The sequence below is a fragment of the Bacillus sp. CCNWLW194 genome (assembly GCF_037120585.1).
In the GTDB taxonomy this organism is placed as follows: Bacteria; Bacillota; Bacilli; order Bacillales; family Bacillaceae_G; genus Bacillus_A; species Bacillus_A basilensis.
This window is the reverse complement of sequence record NZ_JBBBBL010000002.1, coordinates 483007-509131: the sequence shown is the minus strand read 5'-3', so window position 1 is coordinate 509131 and position 26125 is coordinate 483007. Positions and strand designations below refer to the sequence as shown.

The window sequence follows — 26125 nt, the reverse complement described above, 5'->3', positions numbered from 1 at the left end:
TATAGTAGAAGGTTTTTTTTAATGTTTCACATTGCGTAATCGAACTTGTTGAACGATAAAGCCGATGCATAAAATGGTGAAAATAAACAAGTACGGAATGTTTGCAGTGAAACTCGGGTTGTTATGAAAAAAGGTTGCAAGTCGGTCTTCATGTGTGACCATTTTCCCTGCTGTATAGGAGAGAATCGCTGCCCCGCAATAAATGAGGAATGGAAAGCGTTCCATAAGTATTAAAATGAGTTTGCTGCCCCAAATAATAATCGGGATAGAAATGAGTAAGCCGATTATTACGAGTGAAAATCTTCCGTGAGCTGCTCCTGCAATGGCAATAACGTTGTCAAATCCCATAACGAGATCCGCGAATACTATTGTACGCACAGCTTGAAATAAAGTTGTTTTTCCTTGAATAGAAGAAAGATCGTTGCTATTATCAGTTAGTAAATTTACTGCGATTAATGTAAGTAAAACGCCCCCGGTCAGTTGCAGAAATGGAATGTCGAGTAAATAGACAGCTAGTATAGTAAGGACAATTCTTAGTACGATTGCTAAAAGAGTACCAATCAAAATGGCTTTATTTCGCTTTGGTTCAGGTAAATTTCGGCTAGCTAGTGCGATGACAATTGCGTTGTCACCACCTAATACAACATCGATACCGACAATCATTAGTACAGATGTTAAAAACTCTAAGTCCATTCGTCTGCCTCCATTTATGATGTTTTAATAAGCGAACTATATGTATGTTGTGAAGAGAGAGACTAAATAATCTTCTCTAATAACAGTTTCACTTTATTACAGTGTACGGGGGAAGGTGGAAATGTATGTCCAAATTTTTTATTAGTGAGAAATTGCTATAATGATATATTTGTGTAGATGGTTGAATAAAGGTAGGCATATAACTATTTTTGTAAAATAAATCGATTTTATTTCCATTCTGGAGAATCTTATCATAAAATGAGAGTACAAGAATCTATTGATTTGTCATATGAGTGGGGAATCCCTTCATAACAATTCTAAGCAGGAAGGGAGAGTTGTATTTTGGATATTGAAAGAATCAATGACCATACGATGAAATTTTTTATTACGTACATTGATATAGAGGACAGAGGGTTTAATCGTGAAGAGATTTGGTACGACCGCGAACGAAGTGAAGAGCTCTTTTGGGAGATGATGGACGAAGCTCGTGATCATGATGATTTCTTTATTGATGGGCCGTTATGGATTCAAGTGCAAGCAGTCGATAAAGGGATTGAAGTACTTGTCACGAAAGCAGAGCTTTCAAAGGATGGACAAAAGTTAGAACTACCGATAGGTGTAGATAAAATTATAGACATTCCTCTAGATGAAGGTATTGAATCATTATTCCAGCAAGAATTAGTGGAAGAGGTAGAAGAACAAGCAGGAACAAACTTTAACGAAGATGGTACGTTTGGCTTTTTAATTAAGTTTAATGATTTTGAAGATGTCATTTCATTAAGTCATCGTCTTATCTTTGAGGATATAAAAGATGAGCTATATTCATTTGAGAACCGCTATTATGTATATGTGGAATTCGATGAAGTGCTACATGATGAAGAAGAAATTGATCGTATTTTAAGTATTGTTTTAGAATACGGAGAAGAATCAACTTTAACAATTCATCGTGTAAGTGAGTATGGGAAACAAATTGTGAAAGAGCATGCGCTTGAAACAATTCGCAATAATTTTCCTGCTAAAACGTAGGCCGATTTCTGTAGTATGAAATCGGCTTTTTATATGAAGAATAGGAAAGCTTTCTTAGTAAGGAGGTAAGAGATGAAAAATACGTTAAAGTTGATTTTCTTTGTTTTACTATTGTTCGCATTATTTGTTTCGTTACGTATGTTTATTGATGTTGCATTTTATTCGGATGTAATTGGGATAAAAGATGTTTCGATTTTAGGTATTATTAGTATTTTATTTACGGTATCTGCATTTTTAATTGGCTGCGTTATTTTCTTAGAGAACCGTCATCCGTCTAAAACACTTACATGGCTCATTGTGTTAGGTATTTTTCCGGTATTTGGATTCTTCGCTTATTTATTATTTGGACAGAACTTTCGGAGGAAGAGAATGTTCCAAAAGAAGGCGCTGCTCGATGAACAAGCGTTTTTACAATATAAGGGGCATGAAGATTACGAAGAACGGATTTTGCGCAATCATAAGCATCAAGAGTTGTTATTTCGTTTAGCGGATCGCTTAGGCGCTTTAAATATTTCATTTCAAACTGAAACGAGAACATTAACAAATGGAGATGAAACGTTTCAGGCCATTTTAGATGGATTAAAACGAGCGAAACACCACATTCATATGGAATATTACATTGTGCGTGATGATAAGCTTGGAACAGAAATTAAAGATATTTTAATACAAAAATCAAAAGAAGGCGTAGTCGTTCGTTTTTTGTATGATGCGGTTGGTAGTTTTAAATTATCAAAATCGTATATTGCAGAATTAAACGATGCAGGTGTCGAAATGATTCCGTTCTTTCCTGTGCGCTTTCCGATTTTAAACGATAAGATTAATTATCGAAACCACCGGAAAATCGTTATTATTGATGGAAATGAAGGATTTGTAGGAGGTTTAAATATTGGTGATGAATATTTAGGGAAGGATAAGTACTTCGGCTTTTGGCGAGACACGCATTTATATTTGCGTGGTGAAGCTGTACAAAGTTTACAGCTTATTTTCCTTCAAGATTGGTTTTATATGACTGGTGAGGCTGTGCTAGCCCCTGAATATTTACAAGCGAAAGCAGTTGAGGGGGATCATTGGGGAGGTGTGCAGCTCGTTGGAGGTGGACCAGATAATAAATGGGAAACCATTAAACATTTATATTTTGCCATGATTGCTTCAGCGCGGAAATCCATTTGGATTGCGACGCCGTATTTCATTCCGGATGATGATATTTTATCCGCATTAAAGGTAGCGGCACTTGCTGGTATTGATGTTCGTTTGTTAATGCCGAGTAAGCCTGATAAGCGCACTGTCTTTTACGCATCGAGATCGTACTTCCCAGAGCTTTTAGATGCAGGGGTAAAGATATATGAATATGAAAAAGGTTTTCTCCATAGTAAAGTTGTCATTGTCGATTCTGATTTAGCTTCAATTGGGACAGCTAATATGGATATGAGAAGTTTTCATTTGAACTTTGAAGTAAATGCCTTTTTATATGATACAGATAGCATTCGAAAACTTGTTCAAGATTTTAAAGACGATTTAGAAGAATCCAGTGAAATTCATGTCGATCGTTTTCATAAAAGGCGTCTTCATAGACGAATTGTTGAATCAACGTATCGCCTATTATCGCCTTTATTATAAAAAGAGATGTCCGAAATTGGGACATCTCTTTTTTTAAGGAATTTGTAACAAATTGTAGAATATAAGGAGCTGAAAGGGTGTGATTCCGATATTTATCGCCAAAAGAGAAAACGGAGAAAAAATTCATCTACTCTATCATCATGATGAAGAGCTTTTACACCGTATGCGTAAAATGGAGAGCTTCTTTTGCATAGCTTGTGGGAAGGAAGTGCAAATGAAATTAGGGAAACAAAAAAAGTGGCATTTTGCTCATAAGAAAGTGGATTCATGTTTAGCATTTTATGAAGCAGAATCTATATATCATATGCATGGTAAAGAATTGTTATATAGGTGGTTCGAACAGCAAAATTTTCATGTAGATATAGAGCATTATCTTCCAGAGATTCAGCAACGACCAGATATTTTCATAGAGAGAGCAGGGAGAAAAATTGCGATTGAATACCAGTGTGCAAATCTTTCTATAGAGCAGTTGTACAAACGAACCTATTCGTATTGGCAAGTTGGTATACAGGTCATTTGGATCATTGGTGGAAATCAATTGAAAAAGCAATCTGCCTATTGGATGAAATTCTCCTCACTTATGGCTTTCTCCTTACAATCTTATCCTCAGCCACTTCTTATTTTCTTCTGTTCAAAACAAAAATCATTTATGAAATGCGCATTTATCACTTCATTTTCTACAAGCGTCTCTTTCTCGCATATTATATATTTACCAATTGAAACGACTACTTTTGAAATGCTCTTTTCTTCTGTTCCTTTCCAAAAGGAAATATTAGACCGAGAATGGAAGAAGCGAAAGGACTATTTTCGTCAAAACGCTCTGCCTATTTGGAATTATAATCATAAGTCATTATTACGCCTCTTATATCAATGTAAATGTACCCCAGCAAATTTTCCTTCTGAAATCGGTGTGCCGCTCCCGTCTTCATTTGCTTTTCAAACAAATCCATTTATATGGCAAGCTTTTCTATATATGAAGTGTGTAGGTGAGCTTATGGTAGGGGATTGCCTTTCCCTTCAATATGTGTGTAGTTATGTGAAAAAGTATACGAAAAGGTGCATGCTCCCGTACTTTTCACAGCATATATGGAAAGTGGCGGTTACTGAATATATGACATTTTTATGCTATACAGGTATATTGCAGAAAGTAGGGACTTATAAGTACCGAAAAATAAGGGGGATAACTATGTTAAAAACAGAGCAGGAAGTTATGAAATATGATGAAGTTTGCTTAGCGTATGCCTTATCTTTATTTGAGGCAAAGTACAACATGAGAGAAGGAAAAGGGGATATAATAAAGACTGATCGTGAAGGAATTACATAAGAAAAAATCGAATTGTATGTAAGTAGAGATATTTAAAGGAGGGCTTAAAGGATGTCTGAACAAAACACAGCAAAAACATTACCAGATCGCAACGAGATTGAAGAATCAAGTACGTGGCGATTAGAAGATATTTTCCAAACGGATGCAGAATGGGAAAAAGAATTTCAAGCTATTAAAGATTTATTACCGAAGTTAACTGAATTTAAAGGGAAACTTGGTGACTCTGCGAACAATTTACTTGAAGCATTGCAATATGAAGATGAAATTTCAATGCGATTAGGTAAGCTATATACATATGCACATATGCGTTACGATCAAGATACAACAAACTCTGTGTATCAAGCATTAAATGATCGCGCGACAAATTTATATTCACAAGTATCCAGTAGTACAGCATATATTGTGCCTGAAATTTTATCGATTTCAGAAGATACACTGCAAACATTCTTGAAAGAAAATAGAGACTTAAGTATATATGAACATGCATTAGAAGAAATTACGCGTCAACGCCCGCACGTATTATCTGAAGCAGAAGAGGCTCTATTAGCAGAAGCATCTGAAGTAATGAGTGCATCAAGTAATACATTTGGTATGTTGAATAATGCGGATTTGAAATTCCCATCTATTAAAGGTGAGGATGGAGAAGAAGTAGAAATTACACATGGTCGTTACATTCAGTTTTTAGAAAGTGATGATCGTCGTGTACGCGAAGATGCATTCAAAGCTGTATATGAAACGTACGGAAAATATAAGAACACATTTGCAAGTACGTTAAGCGGAGCGGTGAAGCGTAATAATTTCAATGCGCGCGTTCGCAAATACGATTCTGCACGTCAAGCTGCATTAAGTAATAATAATATTCCTGAAGCGGTGTATGATCAACTTGTTGAATCCGTAAATGATAATTTACACTTGCTACATCGTTACATTGATATTCGTAAGCGTGCACTAGGACTTGATGAGCTTCATATGTATGATTTATATACACCACTTGTACCAGAAGTGAAAATGAACGTGAAGTATGAAGAAGCACAAGACATGTTATTAAAGTCTTTAAACGTCCTTGGTGATGAGTATGTTGACATTTTAAAAGAAGCATATGAAAATCGCTGGGTAGATGTGTATGAGAATAAAGGAAAGCGAAGCGGAGCATATTCATCTGGTGCATATGGAACAAATCCGTATATTTTAATGAACTGGCATGATAATGTAAATAATTTATTTACGCTTGCTCATGAGTTTGGTCATTCCGTGCATAGTTACTATACAAGAAAAACGCAGCCGCACGTATACGGTGATTATTCAATCTTCGTTGCGGAAGTAGCATCAACTTGTAATGAAGCGTTACTAAACGATTATTTATTAAAAACGACAGAAGATAAGAAAGAGCGTCTATACTTATTAAATCATTATTTAGAAGGATTCCGTGGTACTGTATTCCGTCAAACGATGTTCGCAGAGTTTGAGCATATTATTCATAAGAAAGTACAAGAGGGGCATGCGGTTACGCCAGACATGTTAACGGAGATCTACTATGGTTTAAATAAGAAATATTTCGGTGATGCTTTAGTAATCGATGAAGAAATTGGTTTAGAGTGGTCTCGTATTCCGCACTTCTACTATAATTATTACGTATACCAATACGCAACAGGATTTAGTGCTGCAACGGCTCTATCTAAACAAATTTTAGAAGAAGGGCAACCAGCAGTAGAACGTTACATTAATGAGTTCTTAAAAGCAGGAAGCTCGGATTATCCAATTGAAGTGCTGAAAAAGGCTGGAGTAGATATGGCATCTCCAGAACCGGTAAAAGAAGCACTACAAGTATTTGAAGAGAAATTAAATGAATTAGAAGCATTATTATTTGAAGAGAAGTAATAAAAAGACGAGGGATTTACCTCGTCTTTTTGTTTGGATGTTATTTTGTCGATATTTGTCGAGGGAATAAAACGAATTTCCTTCTTTTTTCTAAATTAGAAGGCAGTTTTGCAGTTGGTTTTTGTAGTTAAAACCCTTTAAAGCGTTTTTTATGGTTGAAATAAGAGAGAGCGATGACAATGACTCCAAATAAAAGAGGGAAGGCGATAATTTTAGGGAAAGCTTGTAGTAGAGAGAGGATGTACAAGAAAAAAGAAACGATGATAGCTAGTAAAATTAGTAAAATATACGTTTTTTTCATACAGAACACCTCCAAAAGAGCTTTTTTATAGCTTATTCAGAAATGAAAACGTTTAGAATGTGACAAAAGTGTGAAATTCGACAAAAGGGGTTGTCATCTGACGTCGAATCTTGTAATATAATAAGCGTGAACGAATTCACATACAAACATATACCCCTTTGTTTGAACGTGAAAATTTCTCCCATCCCCTTTAATATTTTTATAAGCCGTAAAGAAAAAGACCTGGTGTTTACACCAGGTCTTTTTCTTTTGCTATCCATTTCCAATAACGCTCACATTTTACGTCAATCATTTGTACTTTTCGTTTCAGTTGTAATTTTTTTAGTTCACGCTCGATCTCTTGCTGCGAACAGTCGTATATAAATGCAACTTCTTTTGAAGATATAAATTGTGTTGCTTCTAGTAACACTTCTAAAGGCGGTAATGGTTCTGGCTCGATTTCACATTTTACAAGTTCTTTTAATAATTGTACGTATACATCATAGGAATAAGTTCCAGCGATTTTAATACCTTCTTCATCTGAATTCGCATGAAAAAATACGAGAGAAGGTATTTCGGTAATATGCATCTCATTTGTGAATTTCAAGTCACATTGGAAAGCTTTTTTTGCGCTGGCGGAATATAGGTCTTTTTTAAATTCCTCTACATCAATGTCGCTATCTTTTGCACATGCAAGTAATAATTCGCAGTCTGGGTTTGATACATTTTCAAGGAAAATGTATTCTTGGAGTTTTCGCAAAAACTTCGAACCTGCTTTTCGACCCTGTAACTCCGCTGCCTTAATTGCCATCGAAACTAAATATGGTGTTGATGATGCCTCTTGCATATGTACTTTTCCATCACATGAAAAACCTTGTAAACTTGTCGTCTTTTCCCACACAAATCGAATATTAGCAGGTTTATTCCATTTGTGTGAGGAAGCGTTCGTTCCGTCCACTTTTCCAGTTACAATATGACGAATAGAGAAGTATCTCCCATATTCAAGCCATAGTTTAATAATAAAGGGTTCAATTTCCCAGCAATCTTTACAAAGTGGATCAATAAATAAATATGCTTCTACAGACTTATGCTCACATGCGGAAGGAGATGGCATATTGATATGCTTTGCTTCCTGTTTATCCATTATATTTCACCTGTTTCGTTTGGAGTATTAACCATATGCTGAGCAGTTAATGCTAAACGTTCAAAAACGAACTCTCTTATATGACCGTGCACTCCTGTGTCATCCATTGCTTGCTCCATGCATGATAGCCAAGCCTCTGCTCGTTTTGGCGTAATCTCAAACGGAAGATGGCGTGCTCTTAACATAGGATGACCATGTTCTTCAGTGTACAAATTAGGACCACCTAAATATTGTGTTAAAAATTGTTTCTGCTTCCTAGCGGTTTCTGTTAAATCATCCGGGAAGATGGGAGATAGGTCAGGGTGCTTACTGACATAGGAATAAAATGTGTCTACTAATATTGCAATGCATTGTTCACCGCCAATTGCTTCAAATGGTGTCATCGGTTGCTTGCTCATCCTTTATAAACTCCTTTTTCCATGAAATGTATATCTATTGTAGCAATGGAATGTTAGGGAGGGCAAATAAACAGCCTTCATAACATTCTTTGCTTATTCTACAGATGTAAAAGAATCTTTTCTTTTTTAAAGTGAGATGTATCCACTAGTAGAACGTATTCACTAGTGGAATTTTCACTTTAGCGTGCTTTGTTTTGTTTGGCAAGGAAAAAGCGTTTTACTTTATTATTTGTATGACGGATTGGTATGTCGTGTTGCTTTAATAAATGAATAAATGCAGCTTTTCCTGTTTCTTCATCTTGCACTTCAAATTCAATTTCATAATCATCGTGATTGTAATAGAAACTATGATCAAAGACAAGCGTTCCGTCTTCAAATAACGTTTCAGCTCTTTCAGTTGTTAAACTACCCATATAAGCTAAAGTAGAAACAGGAATTTGTAGTTTGCGTAGTTGATCCATTACAGCCCCTGAAATAATTACGTTTGTTTCCATCATCATTCTTGCTTCGTCTTCTGTTACGACTTGATGCGTTTCCAACAAGCCAACTTCTGCAGGTTGTTTCAATGTTAATGTATAAGTTTCTTCTTTATGACGAATACGAAGTGCAGAGCCAGCTTCTTTTAACGAGAAGTTCGGTGTTTCAAAGTAGTGATTCACTTGTTTCGTAAATACCTCAATAGAAAACGATTTACATAATGTAACGAATTCTTCTTCTGTAACTATATTTTTAAATTCAATTTCAATTTCTTGTTTCATTGTATGCACTCCCTTTGATAAATAATTCTTTACACATTATCGCTTTTTCACAAATTTGGTTCAATGTTTTATTTGTTTGCGTCCATGTTATGATACAATAATACTGTTAAGTAAGACAGGAAGTTGAGATGGAGGAGTTAGAGCATGCAAAATAAAATCCAAGTTAAGAGCGTAGAAAAGAGAGAGAATGCTCTTATTTTTTGTGCGGAAAATAGTGAAATAGAGGTAAAGGAGTTAAGTGCGCGTAATCACGTACTTGTAGACTCAGACAATTTATCATTTTTATATATCTTAGAAAACGAATCATCTTTCATTTATGTAAGTATTCCGCACACATGCTGGGAAGCAATGCATGAAGCGATGAATAACGATGTGGTAATGTTCGTTCGCGTAAATGACATTGAAATGGAATTAGAAGGATTAAAAGAAGAAGTAGAATATTTAGTTGAAAATATTGAAGGTAATGCAAATTATGGAGAAGAATTAGTAACTGCTGTAGAAAAGGTATTTCTATAAGCAAATGGATTGATTTTGGTGGTGGTTGAAATGAATCGAAATTGGGAAGAATTTTTAGCACCTTACCATCAAGCGGTGGCAGAGCTGAAAGTGAAACTAAAAGGAATGCGTACTCAATTTGCAATGTTAACAGAGCATTCTCCAATTGAGTTTGTAACAGGAAGGGTAAAGTCGGTTGCGAGTATTATTGATAAAGCGGAGAAGAGAAATGTACCGTTAGACCGGCTGAGAGAAGATATGCAAGACATCGCGGGTCTTCGAATGATGTGTCAATTTGTTGACGAAATTAAGCCTGTTGTAGAATATCTTCGAAAACGAAATGACTTTGAAATCGTGGAAGAACGTGATTATGTCACGCAAAAGAAAGATAGCGGTTATCGTTCTTATCACGTTGTTATTAGTTATCCTGTTCAAACGATTCAAGGAGAACAAAAAGTATTGGTAGAAATCCAAATACGCACGTTAGCAATGAACTTTTGGGCAACAATTGAGCATTCTTTAAATTATAAATATAGTGGACGTTTTCCTGAAGATATTAAAATACGCTTGCAACGTGCAGCGGAAGCAGCATTTTTATTAGATGAAGAAATGTCTTCTATCCGTCTTGAAATTCAAGAAGCGCAGAAAGCTTTTTCAAGAAAGCAAGAAACGAAAGATTCCGAATCATAAACTAAAGGGTGTTGGGCGATGAAATTTACAATTATGTCAAAGGGAGATCAATCATCAGATACACTGGCAAGCACGATGAAAGAATACTTGCTAGATTTTGGATTTATAATGGATGAACAGGAACCCGATATTGTAATTTCTGTTGGAGGAGATGGAACGCTTTTGTATGCGTTTCATCGTTATTATAATCGATTAGATGAAACAGCATTTGTTGGCGTACATACAGGGCACTTAGGTTTCTATGCAGATTGGTTACCGACAGAAGTAGAGAAATTAGTAATTGCAATTGCTAAAACGCCATTCCAAGTGGTGGAATACCCGCTTTTAGAAGTGATTATTCGCTATGTGAATGGGAGTAAAGAGTCACAGTATTTGGCGATGAATGAAGCGACTGTAAAAAGTGCAGAAGGTACATTAGTAACAGAAGTGGAAATACGCGGAGAGTACTTTGAAACGTTCCGCGGGGATGGCCTTTGTATTTCTACCCCTTCAGGAAGTACTGCGTATAATAAAGCGCTTGGTGGAGCGATTATTCACCCTTCTATTGAAGCGATTCAAATTGCAGAAATGGCATCTATTAATAACCGTGTGTTTCGTACGGTAGGTTCGCCGCTTGTACTGCCAAAGCATCATACATGTGTGTTGAAGCCTGCTGCAGGAATGAACTTACAAATTACGGTGGACCATTTAACGATGGTTCATCAAGATGTGAAATCAATTCAGTATCGCGTTGCAAACGAGAAAGTACGATTTGTTCGTTTCCGTCCATTCCCGTTCTGGAAACGAGTTCGTGACTCGTTTGTTGCAGATAAATAGAAAGGGTTTATATATTTGAACAGATTTACATTGAAATGGGATATAGAATCGGCTGAAGAGGGAACTTTAGTTAGAGAATTTTTAAAAACAAAAGGGATTTCTAAAGCCGCATTAACGGATATAAAGTTTCGCGGCGGAGCTATTGAAGTAAATAGTCAACATACGAGTGTCCGTCATCAGTTGCAAGTTGGTGAAGAATTACGTGTCTTTTTTCCGGTGGAGGAAAGAAGTGAAGGGATGATTGCAGAGGATATCCCTTTATGTATTGTATATGAAGATGATGCAGTTCTTGTCATTAATAAAGAGGCGAACATGTCAACGATTCCGTCTAGAGAACATCCATCAGGAAGTGTTGCGAATGCGCTCTTATCTCATTATGATAAACAGCATCTTGCAAGCACGGTGCATATTGTAACAAGATTAGATCGTGACACTTCAGGGCTTATGCTTATTGCAAAAAATCGTTTCGTACATCACCTTTTATCGAAACAGCATCAACAAAAAGCTGTGAAAAGAACGTATGAAGCAATCGTTCATGGGGAGATGATAGAACGAGAAGGGACGATTGATGCACCGATTGGACGAAAATCGGATAGCATTATTGAGCGAAAGGTTTGTGAAGATGGGCAAAGAGCAGTTACTCATTTTAGAGTAATTGATAGTGCGAATCATAAGACACATGTATCGCTTGAGCTTGATACAGGAAGAACGCATCAAATTCGTGTGCATATGGCGCATATAGGGCATCCGTTACTTGGCGATAATTTATATGGTGGAAAAAGGGATGAAATGAAACGACAAGCACTTCATAGTACATCTTTGACGTTTTATCATCCTATTTTAGAGAAGGAAATGTCTTTCGCTACAACGATTCCAAGTGATATGCAAGAGGTATTAAAGCATGATTAAAAAGGGAACAAAATTCTTCTGTAATGAAGAATTTTGTTCCCTTTTTTCTTAGCGGAATAATATTAAAATTTGATTTTCACCCGTGCGCTTTATAACGAAAAAACCACTTTCGGATTTTGTAGCAATGCCATCGTCATTTGGACGGCAATATCCATGGGTTTCGCAAGTGCCGTCATCACGTACTAACATTTGTCCAATTAATCCGACAGGAAGCCACTCGGTACGATCTTTCCTTGCTATATATTTGCAAGCTGGATCCCATTCTGTATTTAAAAGAGGTTGTATGTCTTGCGATTCCGAATGTACATATTGGCGTTTTCCAAAGTCATCTGTTTTGTAGCGCTTTTGCCAACTTAAAGCACCGCTATTTCCTATAAGAGCGGGGGTTGCACTAGATATACCTAAAATGAATGAATCATTTGAAGTAGCGATTCGAATTTTTTCTTCGCTACTAAATGTAACGAAATAACCGACATCAATAAGAGTATTGTCTGCTGTTTCAAACATTTGTGCAAAATCGGTTCCGCTTGCATTATAAGAAGCGCCATCAATATACATTTCTCCATTATGAGCAAGCCACTTTGCACCGATATTATGATCGGTTTCATTTGATCCGTTTGCAATAAACCAAGAATATGATTCTTCTGCTGTGCCGAAGCGTCCCATAATATGGCTACCTGCAAAATGAGCTGTTGATGTATGATTACCTTCCGCATGAGAAGAGAATCCGTTAGCGATAGTAGCGGTTCCTTCTGCATGTGCTGCTTCGCCTAAAGCGATTGTATGTTTACCTTCCGCATGAGAATAAGAGCCACCTGCTATCGTTTCACTTCCTTCACTATGGGAACTATGTCCAGTTGCTTTTGTTTTTGATCCTTCTGAATGGGAGAAAGAAGCTTTTGCGTGTGTAAGAAGCCCTTCTGCGTGTGAAGCTGTACCCTCTGCATTAGAGTGAAGTCCTTCTGCATGTGCATACCGTCCCCCTTTTTTTACTTTTGTATTTTCAGGTGTAGGGGTTTGAATTATGATAGTTTTTTCTGTTTGTATATCATTGGATGGTGCTAATGCTTCTTTTATTTTCTTCACTTGATTTATAATAGCAGCTGGAATTTCTGATTCCGCTTTTTTATTTATTGCTACAGGGATGTTTTCTTCTGTATTTTTCTCTGTTTGTTCAGAAGATACAATCTGTTCATTATGAGTAGGAAGAGAGTGGTTTTTTTGCTGCATCTTTGTTTTTTTATTATCAATTATGCGGCTCATTACAGCATTTTCTAAAGAGACATATTTTGGTCTAGCTTTGTTTTTGGGGGAAGCTTCTTGTCCTTCCAATTCTTCTAAAGCTGCAGCTCGAATGCTGCACCAGTTGTTAATTCCGTACATGGGCAGATAAAAAGGCGGGCATTTTCTTTTTTGTTTAGAAGATTTTTTCTTCATTCTGTCACCTCCTGCGACAGTATATGCCGTGTAATGAAAAAAAGATGCACTTTATTGCATCTTTTTTTCATTACTTTACCTAGTTTTTATATGAGAGCCGCCTAAATGGTACGATAATCCCTCGTAATTTATGGATGGTACGTAAATAAGAGGTGTTATGAAATTGGGCGGAATTTCTCAGGGACAAAAGGCAGGAAGGAAGGGACGGAAACGGTCTCCATTTCGGGATAACGTAGCCCGGTTAGTTTGCCACCAAATACAGCGCCAGTGTCAATATTGACTGTATGATTTACAAAGCGAGGTTCTTTTACGGGTGTATGTCCATATACAATCCAAGCTTGTCCTTTATATTCCTTCGCCCAGTCGCGACGGACAGGTGAGCCGTCAGCATGTTTTTCTCCTGTAATATCGCCATATAATACAAAGGTTTGTACTTTTTTATCTTGTCTTCCTATATAATCTTGCCGAATTCCGGCGTGACATACAAGTAACCTTTTCTCATCGAGTACGTGATATAAAGGGGATTGCTCGTAAAGTGTGATGAATTTTTCTTTTATAATGTTTTGTTTATGAGAAGGCAGTGCTTCATATTCAGCAACAGTTGTTTCGAGTCCATGAGCGATTGTTACATTACGCCCAAGGAAAAATCTGTATAGTTTATTACAGTGATTTCCCGGAGCGTAATAAGCTACTTTTTTATTTATGACAAGTTCCCATACAATTTCAATCATACGTAATGAATGAGGGCCTCGATCAGTAATATCACCAACAAACGCAATTTGGCGTTGATCAGGGTGAATTGGCAGGTCACTATTCCAGTTATATCCGAGTTTCGTCGTTAAATCTTGAAACTCTTGGAAGCATCCATGTATATCCCCTATAATGTCATATTTCATATTTAAACCTCCATCATATTTTTCATTAGTATATCTAAAAAAGGATAGAGATAAAAATATACCGTTTTTGTACGTCAGTTGAACATAAAGATTTTCGTTCTTGAGCGAACGTTTAAAACAAATCCAATCGCTATCATGTATGTGAGTAAGGAACTTCCTCCGTAGCTCATAAGGGGTAATGTGATTCCTGTAATAGGCAGTAATCCGATGGTCATCCCGATATTTTGGAATACTTGAAAAGTAAACATTCCGATTGTACCAGCACAGATGTAACTACCGAAAGGGTCATTACTTTCTAAAGCGATATGAATCATACGGAAAATAAGTAGGAAAAAAAGTGCAATAATGACACTTGCGCCTAAAAAGCCGAATTGTTCAGCGACATTAGTGAAAATAAAATCTGTATGTGGTTCTGGAAAGTATACTTGTCCATTTTCCCAACCTTTTCCTTGCATTTCCCCTGATCCAGTAGCTAAGAAAGCTTGTCTTAATTGATAGCCTTGCGCATCATATTTGTAGGGCGCTAACCAGCCGTAGAAGCGATTTAGTTGATATTCTTGTAAAATGTGTGCTTTAAAGAATTTTGTATGAGTAAAAAAAATATACGTTAATGTAACGCCAGTTGCAAAAATACCGGAAACTAATCCGAAAATAAAACGCCAACGTATACCAGAAACTAGTATCATTGCTGCGAGCATAGCTGAAATTACCATCGTGTTTCCTAAATCAGGCTCCTTTGCAATAAGTAGTAGTGGTGGCAAACTTGTTGCGCATATTTTGCCGAGCAATAAAAAATCATCGTGTATTGTCCGGCAAAAATATTTCTCATTGTGATTTGCTATAATTCGTCCGGTGACGATAATTAAAAACAATTTCATAATTTCAGAAGGCTGGAAATTTCCGATACCTGGGAGCCTGTACCAAGCGGTTGCACCTTTAATTGTAATGGCACCTGGTACTTGAAGTTCTAGTCCAATAAGTAGTACCAATGCAAAGCTATATAAATACCAAGCAATTTTTTGATAACGATCGAAATCAATAATCATAATCATACCAATGGCTATAAATCCAATGAAGTACCATTGGATTTGCTTTAATACAAAATTTACATTTTGCAAAAATGGTGGTAAAGAGGCTTGTGCACTTGCAATTGCAAAGCAACTAACAATCCCAATGGCAAATAAGATGAATAGTAATACGTAGTCTATTTGATATTGAGAATTTGGATCTTTCAATGTATGTATTCCTTTCTATCGCCTAGTAAGTGTATGAATCATGTCATGATAAAAATAATATACAAGCAGACTATGCATACATTTATTCCACTATTTGTGGGAAGCCATACATCACAAAGAAGGAATAGCTCCTTCCTTGTGATGGACTATATGGCACGGAGTTCTTTTGTAATTATATTTAAACAATAGGAAAGACGTGTATGTGTATTTATATCTGGAATGAGGTTCGGAAATAGATTGTAATATTTGAACGCATTTTTATACCATCCGTAAGCTCTTATCAAACCCTTTTTATAATGTTTAGGGTCTTGTAAGAAACCATACTTTTTTGAGGTTAAAACGAGATGAGAAAAATCTTCACAGCCTTCAAGGAATTTGTGACGTACTTGCTGTCCAGTATGAACGCGGAAGGAACTTAAAGGCTCAGTGATATACATCGCATCACCTTTTGAAAGTAAATTGATCCAAGAGGCCATATCAACACTACAACCATATTTTCTGCCATTTAAAGTGCCGAAAGGTTCTGTTAATAGACTTTTTCTAAAGAGTACGATTGTAGGTTCGCCGATAATATTTTGTCCCGCTAAAAGCATACGGTTTCCAAAATCTTTCCCATTTAGTAGAGTATTTTCATCATATAATTTTTTCATGGAGGGGTGTTGTTCAATTATATCTCCATCATCATTGATCCAAGTACGATAGGATGTGATAAGTGCAAGATTTTTATTTAAGTCTTGTTGGAAATAAAACATCATTTTTTCAATTTTATTATTATAAAATATATCATCGTCCATTAAGAAATTTATGTACTCTCCATTTGAATGTTCTAAGAGCGTAAGGGCGTTATGAAATTGTCCTAAAGTAGAGGGATTTCGAATGTACGTTATATGTTTATGCTTATGTAAATAATCTCTGTATATTAATTTTTCTGTTTCATTATTTGTGCTATCGTCTCCTACAATAATTTCAATATTTGAATACGTTTGTGCTAATGCACTTTCTAGAGCAATTTTAAAATAATGTGGTCGATTATAGGTGGGAATAAGGATGGAAACGAGAGGTGGATTTTTTATAGTATCCATATACAACTACCTTTCAGAAATTTTTTGTGTAAGAATAATATCTTGATAACTGGTGTGTTCAGTTCTGCCACACCATGAACCATAATGGGGAGGAGTCTGTACTTCTAGCCCATATTTATTTAATAGAGTACGAATATCTTCCTCAGGATAGGCAACTGCGAAATTCGGGATATCTTTATTTAGAACATAACAATTGTCAATTTGATGATAAAAACCTAACGTACTTAGTCCTGCATTTAAGTAATAGGAAGATTCAGGATTAATTAAAAAGAAAGTAATAAAACATCTCCCATCTTTTTTCAGAACTCGTGCAATCTCGCATACGTAATGTTCTAATTCTTTCGGAAGGAGATGGGTAAATACAGACGTTAAAAAAATAAAATCGAATGATTCATCTTCATATGGAAACTTGTATTGGGAAGCATCTTCTTTTCCATCGGGATTGTAGAATTGATTATATATATCGACATGTTCAAAATGGAAGTTGTTACGTCGTGTTGAAATGTTATTTTTGCACCATGTAATTCCCTTATTAAATAAGTCAAATCCATAATAAGTACCATCATCGCTTAAATAGTTCATTAATGGAACCGCCATCCGGCCGATACCACAGCCTATATCTAACACTGTTTCATTTGATTTTAAATTGCCAATTTCAATAAAATACTGCATAAACTCTTTTCCAACTTCTTCAAAGTCACCACCTACATATTGAACGAGTTCTGGAGGTGGAATTAATGTGATTTTTTTCTCATTTTCGTTCATACATTCACTCCGTCCTTGTAGTAAAGTAAGAGATTTTTATTGCATATATAAGTTAATTATTTATAGTGAGGGGAACTTTACACGATTGGTTCTTACGAATCAGTAGTGTGATAGAACCCCTCAAAAGAATAAAATTGTATTCTATTCTTTTCGCCAATAAATACCGAAATCATCAATTTGAGTCATAGGAGCTTTTATGTTTCTTTCGCTTCTGAAATCTGTTACAGCCTCTGCGCATGTTATCAATCCATAATCATCAATAATAATAAAGCCACCTGTTGAAACTTTATCATATAAATTTACAAGACTATCCATCGTTGATTCATACATATCACCGTCAAGGCGAGCAATTGCAATTTTTTCTACCGGTGCTGAAGGCAGTGTGTCTTTAAACCAACCCTTTAAAAATTTCACCTGATCATTTAATAAATCGTATTTTTTAAAATTTTCTTGTACTGTTTCTAAAGAAACTCGTAAGTAATCGAATGTGTGCAAATAATCACCATAATCTTTTGGATATTGTTCTAAGTTAGGTGCGGGCAGACCTTCAAATGAATCGGCAACCCATACAGTACGATCCTTAATGTTGTTTGCTTGTAAAAATCCATTCATAAAAATGCATGATCCTCCGCGCCATACACCAGTTTCAATAAAATCGCCTTCTATATTTTCCCTGACTACAGTTTCCATAGCCTCTTGTAATTGATTCATACGCTTTCGACCAACCATACTGTGTGCAGCTCTTGGCCAATCCTTGCCACCTTGACGCTCATTGTTTGAAACGTTAGGATTAACGATTTTTAAATTGTGATTTTCTACATACTGCTTAAGAAATAAAGGAAGTGGAACCGTAACTGGTTCATATGATAGTTCTTTAGATATATGTAACGAAGCAGGTAAGTATGGTTCGTATTCTAACCATATTTCAAATAAAATTGTTTTCTTTAGTAACTCAAGATAAAGCTGGACAGCCGATTTATTTTCCATATAAGTGCCTCCTGCGGAATGTCATACAACATTATGACTATGTAGAAAAGGAAGATTTAATGATTGAATTTAAAAATGAAAAAGCAGTAAAACTGATATCAGTTTTACTGCTAAGTAAAAAATTAAGCAACTTTTTCAATAATAATAGATGCACTCGTACCAAGAGCTAATGATAGCCCAAGCCCTGTAACAATTACTTCAACTAATGATGGAGTTGTCGTAATTTGCGTAATTGCTTGAATAACGATAGGTGCTCCAAGTGAGATTAAACTTGATCCAGTACCTGGTACAGGTACTCCATTCACTTGGATTGTAAGACCTCCTAATGCACTGACTGTTGCAGTATTAGCGATAACAGTAATTTTATAGAATCCAGTTTCACTAATTACGAAAGTATCAGCATCTAATTGAGAAATTGCTGTACCAAACTGAGATCCAACAGTATTAAATGGTAGTGGATCATTAATTCCTAGATCTAAAGAAATTCCACCGGAGTTAAATGCATATAATCCTGCTGGAAGTCCTAGTCCGGATGGCCCAGTTGGTCCAGTTGGTCCAGTTGGCCCAGTCGGTCCGGTAGCACCAGTTGGTCCAGTAGCGCCAGTGTCACCAGTTGGCCCAGTTGGTCCAGTAGCACCAGTGTCACCAGTTGGCCCAGTCGGTCCAGTAGCACCAGTGTCACCAGTTGGCCCAGTTGGTCCAGTAGCACCAGTGTCACCAGTTGGCCCAGTTGGTCCAGTAGCACCAGTGTCACCAGTCGGTCCAGTCGGTCCAGTCGGTCCAGTTGGCCCAGTTGGTCCAGTCGGCCCAGTTGGTCCAGTCGGCCCAGTTGGTACAGTTGGCCCAGTCGGCCCAGTTGGTCCAGTCGGCCCAGTTGGTCCGGTAGGAAGGGTAAACGGTGGTATTGGTGGTAATGTTGGTCCTACAAGATTAGGGTCAAATGCACTAGCTGATAAAGATTCATCGGGATTCAATCCATCTGAATAATTATTATTTGACATAAATTCACCTCCATAAAGCGTTCATTATATAGTAGATGCAAAACCGGAAGAAAATGACACGGACATTTGAATTATTGAAAAGAAATCTTAAACTGCTTGTGCAAGTTAAAAAAGTGGAAAGTTTATTGTATGTATAACATATGATTGATTTGGAAGAGGGTGATTATGTTGAACAAGCAAGGAATTACAATTAGTTTATGTATGATTGTTCGGGATGAGGAAGATACAATAGGTCGATGTTTAGATGCAGTCGAAAAAATTGTTGATGAAATTATTATAGTTGATACAGGTTCTATTGATCGAACGAAAGAAATTGTAGCTCAATATACCTCTAACATATATGACTTTCCATGGATTAATGATTTTGCGGCAGCGAGAAATTTTTCTTTTTCAAAAGCAACACAAGAGTATATATTGTGGCTAGATGCAGATGACGTATTATTAGAAGATGCTCAAGAAGCATTGAAACTCTTGAAAAGAGAATTAGATCCTAAAATTGATGCTGTTTCGATGCCTTATCATCTTGCAATGGATTCTAACGGAAAACCTTTATATTGTACAAAAAGAAATCGACTTGTAAAGCGTGAAAAACAATTTCAATGGTATGGAAAGGTTCATGAGTATTTAGCTATTTCTGGTGAAACTTTTAGTAGTAATGTTGCTATTACACATAAAAAAGAGAAAAAGGTAACAAATCGTAATTTGAAAATTTTTCAAAATGCTGTAGCTGCAGGAGAAGAATTGAGTCCGAGAGATTTATTTTATTACGCAAATGAATCTATGGATAACCAAAAATATGATGATGCAGTTATGCTATATGAAACATTTCTTAATCAAGACGAAGGATGGTACGAAGAGAAAATTTATGCATGTGGTAAGTTAGGAGATTGCTATGCAAAGCTTGGATCATGGGAAAAGGCAGTTGAATCTTGCGTGAAGTCGTTTCGATATGATGTTCCTAGAGGAGAGAATTGTACAAGAATAGGATATATATATATGGAACAACAAAAATATAACGAAGCGATATTTTGGTTTAAACTTGCAACAGAAGTACCAATGGCAACGGAGAGTCCATTTCATAGTCCAGCGAGCTACACATGGCTTCCCTATTTACAAATGTGTATTTGTTATAGCAAGTTAGGAGAGCAAGACAAAGCTTATTATTACAACGAATTAGCAGCTGCTTATGTTCCAAATAATGCTGCAATCGAATATAACCGCAAATATTTTCGGGATGTTTTTGATAAACAATATAAAGTGTAATAAGTTTCGTTTTGTTAGAAATGGTTTATCGTTATTCTAACTCTAATAGATTGGTTATATATTAGTGTATCAGTAATGGAACCAATATTAGGTGAATGAGATTTATATTTCAAATTCAATTTGCATAAGGAGTGTGTAAAATGAATCGTGAAAAAAGTTCTCTATATGAAGAAAAGTCCGAGCATTATTACAATGCAGCGAATCCGAATTTATTAAAGCACATAAAAAAGGAATGGAAAGAAGTTCTTGATATTGGTTGCTCGGGCGGTGCATTGGGAGCAGCTATAAAAGAAAATGGCACACGTGTATCTGGAATTGAGGCATTCCCAGAGGCGGCAGAAAAAGCAAAAGAAAGACTTGATCATGTGATTTTAGGGGATATAGAAAAAATAGATCTTCCTTATGAGGAGGAGCAATTTGATTGCGTCATATTTGGGGATGTATTAGAGCATTTATTTGATCCTTGGGCTGTAATAGAAAAAGTAAAGCCATATATAAAAGAAAATGGTGTAATTTTAGCAAGTATACCAAACGTTGCTCATATTTCAGTATTAGCGCCGTTACTTGCTGGGAATTGGACGTATACAGAATATGGTTTATTAGATAAAACGCATATTCGTTTCTTTACATTTAATGAAATGCTCCGAATGTTTTTAAAAGCAGGATATTCGATTAGTAAAGTAGATCGTGTATATATTGATCATAAAATGTATGAACCGTTAATTGAGGAGTTATATGGAATTTGTAAGAAATATCGTCTTGGAAGTGGCTTCATGGCTGAGACGGTCGTATTTCAGTATATTATTGAAGCAGAAAAATCGCAGTTATGAGTGCTGCTGAAAAAACAATATTATTTGTTACGTGTATAAATGATCGGAAAATGTATGCACAGTGCGTGCGGCATATATTGAGATTGGGAGTGCCTCCAGGATATATTGTACAATTTATGCCAATTCGGAATGCGAAAAGTATGACGAGCGGATATAATCAAGCGCTTTCGCATCCAGCGAAATATAAAGTATATATACACCAAGATGTTTTCATTATGAATGTGGCATTTTTATATGGATTACTTCAATTATTTAACGAACATGAACATCTTGGAATGATTGGAATGATTGGAGCCCAATATGTTCCTCCAAACGGGATATGGAATGAAGGCAGAGGAGTTGTTGGGAAAGTAATTGGTTATATGAACGATTTATTTTATATGGCAACTCAAGAACAGCCGTACCATGAGTCAAAAACATTTATGCCTGTGGAATGTATCGACGGTTTATTGATGGCAACGCAATACGATATTCCGTGGCGAGAAGACTTGTTTGATGGATTTGACTATTATGATGTATCTCAGTCATTTGAATTTAGAAAAGCTGGCTATACAGTTGGGGTTCCTGTACAACGTGATGCGTGGTGCATCCACTATCATATTGATGTGAATATGACCAACTATGACAAGTATAGAAAGATATTTGTGGAGAACTATATGTCAGATGTAAATCAAGACGAATAGAGGGGCTACAAAATGAAGGATCGTACAATATTAGTTGTTGTTTGTGTAAATAATGAAGAGCTATTTGAACAATGCGAGAGACAAATAAGAAACCTTTTTGTTCCCCCTGATTATGTCGTACAAATTTTTCCGATACGAGATGCAAAAAGTATGGCAAGTGCATATAACCGAGCACTTTCATATCCCGCGAAGTATAAGGTTTATATACATCAGGATACTTATCTTATTAATCGAGAGATGTTTTATACACTTATTTCTCTTTTTAAAGATAACGAAAAACTTGGTTTAATTGGGGTAGCTGGTGCACAGTTTTTACCGAGTAACGGGATATGGTGGGAAGGGAAAAATTTAGTAGGAAAAGTAATTGAGTATAGAAGACGGAATTATCAATTATTAAATTTAGATCAGGGGTTTTATGGAAGCCAATCTTTTATGTCGGTGCAGGCAATTGATGGCCTATTCATGGCAACGCAGTATGATATTCCGTGGCGAGAAGATTTGTTTCAAGGGTTCCACTTTTATGATGTATCACAGTCTTTAGAGTTTCAAAGGGCTGGTTATTTAATTGGTATCCCAAATCAATCAAATTTATGGTGTATTCATTATAACGGAGATGAATTTGATGCGGATACATATGAGAAAGATCGAAAAGTGTTTGTAGAACAGTATAAAGATATATTATCTCCATCATAAGGGAGAGATGCAGAGTGAAAGGGATTATTTTAGCAGGCGGTACTGGATCGAGGCTATATCCAATAACGAAAGTAACGAATAAACATTTGCTTCCTGTTGGACGTTATCCAATGATTTATCATGCGGTATATAAGCTAAAACAATGCGAAATTACAGATATTATGATTATTACAGGTAAAGAGCATATGGGAGATGTTGTTAGTTTTTTAGGAAGCGGTCAAGAGTTTGGGGTGTCCTTTACGTATCGTGTGCAAGATAAGGCTGGCGGCATTGCACAAGCATTGGGGCTTTGTGAGGATTTCGTTGGGAAAGATCGTATGGTAGTTATATTAGGGGATAATATCTTTTCAGATGACATTCGTCCGTACGTGGAAGAGTTTGCAACTCAAAAAGAAGGTGCGAAAGTACTGCTGCAATCTGTAGATGATCCGGAGAGATTTGGTGTGGCGCATATTCAAAACCGAAAAATAATTGAAATTGAAGAAAAGCCGAAAGAGCCGAAAAGTTCCTATGCAGTTACAGGAATTTATTTGTATGACCCGAAAGTCTTTTCTTATATAAAAGAATTAAAACCTTCCGCAAGGGGAGAACTTGAAATTACAGATATTAATAATTGGTATTTAAAGCGAGGGGTACTTACTTATAATGAAATGAGTGGTTGGTGGACTGATGCGGGAACTCATGTTTCTCTTCAAAGGGCGAATGCGTTAGCGCGGGATATAAACTTTGGTAAACAGTTTAACGGAGAATAGGTGAGAATATGAAAGTTCTAGAAACAAACTTTACCGACGCAAAATTGTTGGAACCGAGGTTATTTGGAGATGAGCGGGGCTTTTTTACTGAAAGTTATAATAAGAAGGTGCTAGAAACATTAGGGGTTACGTATTCATTTGTACAGGATAATATTTCTTATTCAGCAGAAGCGGGAACGATTCGGGGATTACACTTTCAAAAAAATCCGAAAGCACAAACGAAACTTATTCAAGTTATGCAAGGGGCAATCTATGATGTTATCGTTGATTTACGAAAAGATTCACCAACGTTTAAACAGTGGAGAGGATATATTTTAAGTGCGGATAATCATCGGCAATTATTAGTGCCAAAAGGATTTGCACATGGTTTTTGTACACTTGTCCCGCATACTATTGTTATGTATAAAGTAGATGAGTATTATAGTGCCGATCATGACTCAGGGGTAATTTGGGACGATAAAGAATTAGCAATTCCATGGCCGGTAACAAGTCCTATTTTGTCTGATAAAGATCGAATATTACCGTTACTTCAGGAATATGAAGATAGCTTTTGAGTAGGAGAGTTGCTTATGAATATATTAGTAACAGGTGGGGCCGGATTTATTGGGAGTAATTTTGTTCATTACATGTTACAAAGCTATGAAACATATAAAATTATTAATTTTGATGCATTAACATATAGTGGAAACTTAAATAATGTAAAGTCTATTCAAGATCATCCGAATTACTATTTTGTAAAAGGGGAAATTCAAAATGGAGAGCTGCTGGAATATGTTATTAAGGAACGTGACGTGCAAGTAATTGTAAATTTCGCAGCTGAATCACATGTGGACCGTAGTATTGAGAATCCGATTCCTTTTTATGATACAAATGTAATTGGGACAGTCACCTTATTAGAATTAGTAAAAAAATATCCACATATTAAACTCGTGCAAGTATCAACAGATGAGGTGTACGGCTCGTTAGGTAAGATAGGTAGATTTACCGAGGAAACCCCGTTAGCTCCAAATAGTCCATATTCTTCAAGCAAAGCGAGCGCCGACATGATAGCTTTATCTTATTATAAAACATATCAATTACCAGTTATAGTAACGCGTTGCTCCAATAACTATGGGCCGTATCAATATCCTGAAAAATTAATTCCGTTAATGATTACGAATGCGCTGGAAGGAAAAAAATTACCGTTATATGGTGATGGATTAAATGTAAGAGATTGGTTACATGTAACGGATCATTGTAGTGCGATTGACGTTGTTCTACATGAGGGGCGTATAGGAGAAGTATATAATATAGGTGGAAATAATGAAAAAACAAATATAGATGTTGTGGAACAAATCATTACTCTCTTAGGAAAAACGAAAAAAGATATTGAATATGTGACAGACCGTTTAGGACACGATCGTCGTTATGCGATTGATGCAGAGAAAATGAAGAATGAATTTGATTGGGAACCGAGGTATACGTTTGAGCAAGGATTACAAGAAACAGTGCAATGGTATGAGAAGAATAAGGAATGGTGGAAACCATTAAAACAGTAAGGGGCATATAAATGAAAGAGCGGGTTATCATAACAGGAGCAAATGGTCAATTAGGAAAGCAACTACAAGAAGAGTTAAATCCTGAAGAATATGACATATATCCATTTGATAAAAAGTTACTAGATATAACAAATATATCCCGAATGCAGCAAGTGGTACAAGAAATAAGGCCACATATAATTATTCATTGTGCGGCGTATACGAAGGTTGATCATGCTGAGAAAGAACAAGATCTAGCTTATAGAATCAATGCAATAGGAGCTCGAAATGTAGCGGTTTCTTCACAATTAGTAGGAGCGAAGTTAGTTTATATTAGTACTGATTATGTATTTCAGGGCGATAGACCGGAGGGATACGATGAATTTCATCATCCGGCGCCGATCAATATATACGGAGCTTCTAAGTATGCGGGAGAGCAGTTTGTCAAAGAGTTACATAATAAATACTTTATCGTTCGTACATCGTGGTTATATGGTAAGTATGGAAATAATTTTGTGAAAACGATGATGCGATTAGGTAAAGAAAGAGCGGAAGTATCTGTTGTAGCGGATCAAATCGGTTCTCCTACTTATGTGGCGGATTTAAATGTAATGATTAATAAGCTCATTCATACTTCTTTATACGGTACGTATCATGTATCAAATAGAGGTTCATGTTCTTGGTTTGAATTTGCCCAAAAAATATTTTCGTATGCAAAAATGAAAGTGAATGTATTACCTGTTTCAACCGAAGAATTTGGGGCGGCAGCAGCGCGGCCAAAATATTCTATTTTTCAACATAACATGCTACGATTAAATGGTTTTTTACAAATGCCTTCTTGGGAGGAAGGATTAGAGCGGTTTTTTATAGAAACAAAAAGTCATTAACAAAATTTACGTTAATGACTTTTTTGTTTGCCTTTAAGAGGTTTTATGGTACTATAATTATAGTATCAG

The 26125-nt window shown here is 36.2% G+C and carries 28 protein-coding genes; 16 read left to right on the top strand and 12 right to left on the bottom strand.

The window, feature by feature from the left end:
• Positions 1-18: 18 nt before the first annotated feature.
• On the bottom strand, positions 19-693 hold the full coding sequence (locus tag V7S50_RS06070; protein WP_242250971.1) for a TerC family protein: 675 nt from the start codon (positions 691-693) through the stop codon (positions 19-21).
• Between the two features lie 342 nt (positions 694-1035).
• Here V7S50_RS06070 and mecA point away from each other — a divergent pair, with 342 nt between their 5' ends.
• The 4 genes from mecA (at position 1036) to pepF (ending at position 6538) form a co-directional block, all read left to right on the top strand.
• Positions 1036-1719 (top strand): adaptor protein MecA, encoded by a 684-nt coding sequence (gene mecA / locus V7S50_RS06065; protein WP_000350711.1) that lies wholly within the window; start codon positions 1036-1038, stop codon positions 1717-1719.
• A gap of 72 nt (positions 1720-1791) precedes the next feature.
• Positions 1792-3336: a cardiolipin synthase gene (locus tag V7S50_RS06060; protein ID WP_063224608.1), complete on the top strand. Its 1545-nt coding sequence runs from the start codon at positions 1792-1794 to the stop codon at positions 3334-3336.
• A 79-nt stretch (positions 3337-3415) separates the two neighbouring features.
• On the top strand, positions 3416-4660 hold the full coding sequence (locus tag V7S50_RS06055) for a competence protein CoiA (protein WP_242250972.1): 1245 nt from the start codon (positions 3416-3418) through the stop codon (positions 4658-4660).
• A 51-nt stretch (positions 4661-4711) separates the two neighbouring features.
• Complete coding sequence (pepF, locus tag V7S50_RS06050; protein ID WP_063224606.1) at positions 4712-6538, top strand: oligoendopeptidase F; 1827 nt, start codon at positions 4712-4714, stop codon at positions 6536-6538.
• A gap of 127 nt (positions 6539-6665) precedes the next feature.
• Here pepF and V7S50_RS06045 read toward each other — a convergent pair whose 3' ends face one another.
• The 4 genes from V7S50_RS06045 to V7S50_RS06030 all read right to left on the bottom strand — a co-directional run bounded on the left by V7S50_RS06045 (position 6666) and on the right by V7S50_RS06030 (position 9118).
• Complete coding sequence (locus tag V7S50_RS06045; protein ID WP_080468697.1) at positions 6666-6839, bottom strand: hypothetical protein; 174 nt, start codon at positions 6837-6839, stop codon at positions 6666-6668.
• 229 nt (positions 6840-7068) lie between these two features.
• The gene (locus V7S50_RS06040; RefSeq protein ID WP_242250973.1) at positions 7069-7962 is read right to left on the bottom strand and encodes a ClpXP adapter SpxH family protein; all 894 of its coding nucleotides are present in this window, start codon (positions 7960-7962) and stop codon (positions 7069-7071) included.
• Entirely contained in the window at positions 7962-8360 is a 399-nt protein-coding gene (locus tag V7S50_RS06035) for a globin domain-containing protein (protein WP_000043381.1), read from the bottom strand. The genes V7S50_RS06040 and V7S50_RS06035 overlap by 1 nt, the downstream gene beginning before the upstream one ends.
• Before the next feature lie 179 nt (positions 8361-8539).
• Positions 8540-9118 carry a CYTH domain-containing protein gene (locus V7S50_RS06030; RefSeq protein WP_063224604.1) on the bottom strand — a complete coding sequence of 193 codons (579 nt, stop codon included), beginning with the start codon at positions 9116-9118 and terminating at the stop codon, positions 8540-8542.
• Between the two features lie 144 nt (positions 9119-9262).
• On the opposite strand from V7S50_RS06030, the gene V7S50_RS06025 reads away from it, so the two are divergent.
• Genes V7S50_RS06025 through V7S50_RS06010 form a run of 4 tightly spaced genes read left to right on the top strand, consistent with a single transcriptional unit; the run spans position 9263 to position 12028 of the window.
• A complete protein-coding gene (locus V7S50_RS06025) occupies positions 9263-9634 on the top strand; it encodes a hypothetical protein (protein ID WP_001180003.1) in 372 nt (123 codons plus the stop codon).
• 30 nt (positions 9635-9664) lie between these two features.
• Positions 9665-10303 (top strand): GTP pyrophosphokinase, encoded by a 639-nt coding sequence (locus V7S50_RS06020; RefSeq protein WP_001081482.1) that lies wholly within the window; start codon positions 9665-9667, stop codon positions 10301-10303.
• An 18-nt stretch (positions 10304-10321) separates the two neighbouring features.
• Positions 10322-11119, top strand: a complete 798-nt coding sequence (locus tag V7S50_RS06015; RefSeq protein ID WP_000673195.1) for an NAD kinase — start codon at positions 10322-10324, stop codon at positions 11117-11119.
• Between the two features lie 15 nt (positions 11120-11134).
• A complete protein-coding gene (locus V7S50_RS06010; RefSeq protein WP_242250974.1) occupies positions 11135-12028 on the top strand; it encodes an RluA family pseudouridine synthase in 894 nt (297 codons plus the stop codon).
• A 48-nt stretch (positions 12029-12076) separates the two neighbouring features.
• Here the strand turns inward: V7S50_RS06010 and V7S50_RS06005 are convergent, their stop codons facing one another.
• The 7 genes from V7S50_RS06005 to V7S50_RS05975 all read right to left on the bottom strand — a co-directional run bounded on the left by V7S50_RS06005 (position 12077) and on the right by V7S50_RS05975 (position 19431).
• A complete protein-coding gene (locus V7S50_RS06005) occupies positions 12077-13465 on the bottom strand; it encodes a peptidase G2 autoproteolytic cleavage domain-containing protein (RefSeq protein ID WP_242250975.1) in 1389 nt (462 codons plus the stop codon).
• A gap of 155 nt (positions 13466-13620) precedes the next feature.
• The gene (gene prpE, locus V7S50_RS06000; protein ID WP_242250976.1) at positions 13621-14361 is read right to left on the bottom strand and encodes a bis(5'-nucleosyl)-tetraphosphatase PrpE; all 741 of its coding nucleotides are present in this window, start codon (positions 14359-14361) and stop codon (positions 13621-13623) included.
• Positions 14362-14435: 74 nt separating this feature from the next.
• Positions 14436-15596 (bottom strand): FtsW/RodA/SpoVE family cell cycle protein, encoded by a 1161-nt coding sequence (locus V7S50_RS05995; RefSeq protein WP_242250977.1) that lies wholly within the window; start codon positions 15594-15596, stop codon positions 14436-14438.
• A 146-nt stretch (positions 15597-15742) separates the two neighbouring features.
• The gene (locus V7S50_RS05990) at positions 15743-16678 is read right to left on the bottom strand and encodes a glycosyltransferase family 2 protein (protein WP_063224599.1); all 936 of its coding nucleotides are present in this window, start codon (positions 16676-16678) and stop codon (positions 15743-15745) included.
• Positions 16679-16684: 6 nt separating this feature from the next.
• Positions 16685-17443: a class I SAM-dependent methyltransferase gene (locus tag V7S50_RS05985; protein ID WP_242250979.1), complete on the bottom strand. Its 759-nt coding sequence runs from the start codon at positions 17441-17443 to the stop codon at positions 16685-16687.
• A gap of 141 nt (positions 17444-17584) precedes the next feature.
• Positions 17585-18430 carry a TylF/MycF family methyltransferase gene (locus tag V7S50_RS05980; RefSeq protein ID WP_060629959.1) on the bottom strand — a complete coding sequence of 282 codons (846 nt, stop codon included), beginning with the start codon at positions 18428-18430 and terminating at the stop codon, positions 17585-17587.
• Positions 18431-18552: 122 nt separating this feature from the next.
• Complete coding sequence (locus V7S50_RS05975; protein WP_242250980.1) at positions 18553-19431, bottom strand: BclA C-terminal domain-containing protein; 879 nt, start codon at positions 19429-19431, stop codon at positions 18553-18555.
• A gap of 165 nt (positions 19432-19596) precedes the next feature.
• Here V7S50_RS05975 and V7S50_RS05970 point away from each other — a divergent pair, with 165 nt between their 5' ends.
• The 8 genes from V7S50_RS05970 to rfbD all read left to right on the top strand — a co-directional run bounded on the left by V7S50_RS05970 (position 19597) and on the right by rfbD (position 26056).
• On the top strand, positions 19597-20694 hold the full coding sequence (locus V7S50_RS05970) for a glycosyltransferase (RefSeq protein WP_212957553.1): 1098 nt from the start codon (positions 19597-19599) through the stop codon (positions 20692-20694).
• A 140-nt stretch (positions 20695-20834) separates the two neighbouring features.
• Positions 20835-21524: a class I SAM-dependent methyltransferase gene (locus V7S50_RS05965; protein ID WP_063224595.1), complete on the top strand. Its 690-nt coding sequence runs from the start codon at positions 20835-20837 to the stop codon at positions 21522-21524.
• The gene (locus tag V7S50_RS05960; protein WP_001271201.1) at positions 21521-22207 is read left to right on the top strand and encodes a glycosyltransferase family protein; all 687 of its coding nucleotides are present in this window, start codon (positions 21521-21523) and stop codon (positions 22205-22207) included. The genes V7S50_RS05965 and V7S50_RS05960 overlap by 4 nt, the downstream gene beginning before the upstream one ends.
• 12 nt (positions 22208-22219) lie before the next feature.
• Positions 22220-22900: a glycosyltransferase family protein gene (locus V7S50_RS05955; RefSeq protein ID WP_000654997.1), complete on the top strand. Its 681-nt coding sequence runs from the start codon at positions 22220-22222 to the stop codon at positions 22898-22900.
• Positions 22901-22914: 14 nt separating this feature from the next.
• Entirely contained in the window at positions 22915-23652 is a 738-nt protein-coding gene (locus V7S50_RS05950) for a sugar phosphate nucleotidyltransferase (RefSeq protein ID WP_098555433.1), read from the top strand.
• A gap of 8 nt (positions 23653-23660) precedes the next feature.
• Positions 23661-24206, top strand: a complete 546-nt coding sequence (gene rfbC, locus V7S50_RS05945; RefSeq protein ID WP_098555435.1) for a dTDP-4-dehydrorhamnose 3,5-epimerase — start codon at positions 23661-23663, stop codon at positions 24204-24206.
• A 15-nt stretch (positions 24207-24221) separates the two neighbouring features.
• Positions 24222-25190, top strand: a complete 969-nt coding sequence (rfbB, locus tag V7S50_RS05940; RefSeq protein WP_098555436.1) for a dTDP-glucose 4,6-dehydratase — start codon at positions 24222-24224, stop codon at positions 25188-25190.
• Positions 25191-25201: 11 nt separating this feature from the next.
• Positions 25202-26056 carry a dTDP-4-dehydrorhamnose reductase gene (gene rfbD / locus V7S50_RS05935; RefSeq protein WP_098555438.1) on the top strand — a complete coding sequence of 285 codons (855 nt, stop codon included), beginning with the start codon at positions 25202-25204 and terminating at the stop codon, positions 26054-26056.
• Positions 26057-26125: the final 69 nt, after the last annotated feature.

Excerpts from the sequence above, each read along its gene's own strand:
- V7S50_RS06035 (WP_000043381.1), bottom strand. The coding sequence starts at position 8,360 with ATGAGCAAGCAACCGATGACACCATTTGAAGCAATTGGCGGTGAACAA.
- V7S50_RS06025 (WP_001180003.1), top strand. The coding sequence starts at position 9,263 with ATGCAAAATAAAATCCAAGTTAAGAGCGTAGAAAAGAGAGAGAATGCT.
- V7S50_RS06015 (WP_000673195.1), top strand. The coding sequence starts at position 10,322 with ATGAAATTTACAATTATGTCAAAGGGAGATCAATCATCAGATACACTG.
- rfbC (WP_098555435.1), top strand. The coding sequence starts at position 23,661 with ATGAAAGTTCTAGAAACAAACTTTACCGACGCAAAATTGTTGGAACCG.
- V7S50_RS05965 (WP_063224595.1), top strand. The coding sequence starts at position 20,835 with ATGAATCGTGAAAAAAGTTCTCTATATGAAGAAAAGTCCGAGCATTAT.
- pepF (WP_063224606.1), top strand. The coding sequence starts at position 4,712 with ATGTCTGAACAAAACACAGCAAAAACATTACCAGATCGCAACGAGATT.
- prpE (WP_242250976.1), bottom strand. The coding sequence starts at position 14,361 with ATGAAATATGACATTATAGGGGATATACATGGATGCTTCCAAGAGTTT.
- V7S50_RS05955 (WP_000654997.1), top strand. The coding sequence starts at position 22,220 with ATGAAGGATCGTACAATATTAGTTGTTGTTTGTGTAAATAATGAAGAG.
- V7S50_RS05980 (WP_060629959.1), bottom strand. The coding sequence starts at position 18,430 with ATGGAAAATAAATCGGCTGTCCAGCTTTATCTTGAGTTACTAAAGAAA.
- V7S50_RS06060 (WP_063224608.1), top strand. The coding sequence starts at position 1,792 with ATGAAAAATACGTTAAAGTTGATTTTCTTTGTTTTACTATTGTTCGCA.
- V7S50_RS05970 (WP_212957553.1), top strand. The coding sequence starts at position 19,597 with ATGTTGAACAAGCAAGGAATTACAATTAGTTTATGTATGATTGTTCGG.
- V7S50_RS05975 (WP_242250980.1), bottom strand. The coding sequence starts at position 19,431 with ATGTCAAATAATAATTATTCAGATGGATTGAATCCCGATGAATCTTTA.
- V7S50_RS05990 (WP_063224599.1), bottom strand. The coding sequence starts at position 16,678 with ATGGATACTATAAAAAATCCACCTCTCGTTTCCATCCTTATTCCCACC.
- V7S50_RS05960 (WP_001271201.1), top strand. The coding sequence starts at position 21,521 with ATGAGTGCTGCTGAAAAAACAATATTATTTGTTACGTGTATAAATGAT.
- V7S50_RS06070 (WP_242250971.1), bottom strand. The coding sequence starts at position 693 with ATGGACTTAGAGTTTTTAACATCTGTACTAATGATTGTCGGTATCGAT.
- V7S50_RS06040 (WP_242250973.1), bottom strand. The coding sequence starts at position 7,962 with ATGGATAAACAGGAAGCAAAGCATATCAATATGCCATCTCCTTCCGCA.
- V7S50_RS06005 (WP_242250975.1), bottom strand. The coding sequence starts at position 13,465 with ATGAAGAAAAAATCTTCTAAACAAAAAAGAAAATGCCCGCCTTTTTAT.
- rfbB (WP_098555436.1), top strand. The coding sequence starts at position 24,222 with ATGAATATATTAGTAACAGGTGGGGCCGGATTTATTGGGAGTAATTTT.
- V7S50_RS06020 (WP_001081482.1), top strand. The coding sequence starts at position 9,665 with ATGAATCGAAATTGGGAAGAATTTTTAGCACCTTACCATCAAGCGGTG.
- V7S50_RS06030 (WP_063224604.1), bottom strand. The coding sequence starts at position 9,118 with ATGAAACAAGAAATTGAAATTGAATTTAAAAATATAGTTACAGAAGAA.
- rfbD (WP_098555438.1), top strand. The coding sequence starts at position 25,202 with ATGAAAGAGCGGGTTATCATAACAGGAGCAAATGGTCAATTAGGAAAG.
- V7S50_RS05985 (WP_242250979.1), bottom strand. The coding sequence starts at position 17,443 with ATGAACGAAAATGAGAAAAAAATCACATTAATTCCACCTCCAGAACTC.
- V7S50_RS06045 (WP_080468697.1), bottom strand. The coding sequence starts at position 6,839 with ATGAAAAAAACGTATATTTTACTAATTTTACTAGCTATCATCGTTTCT.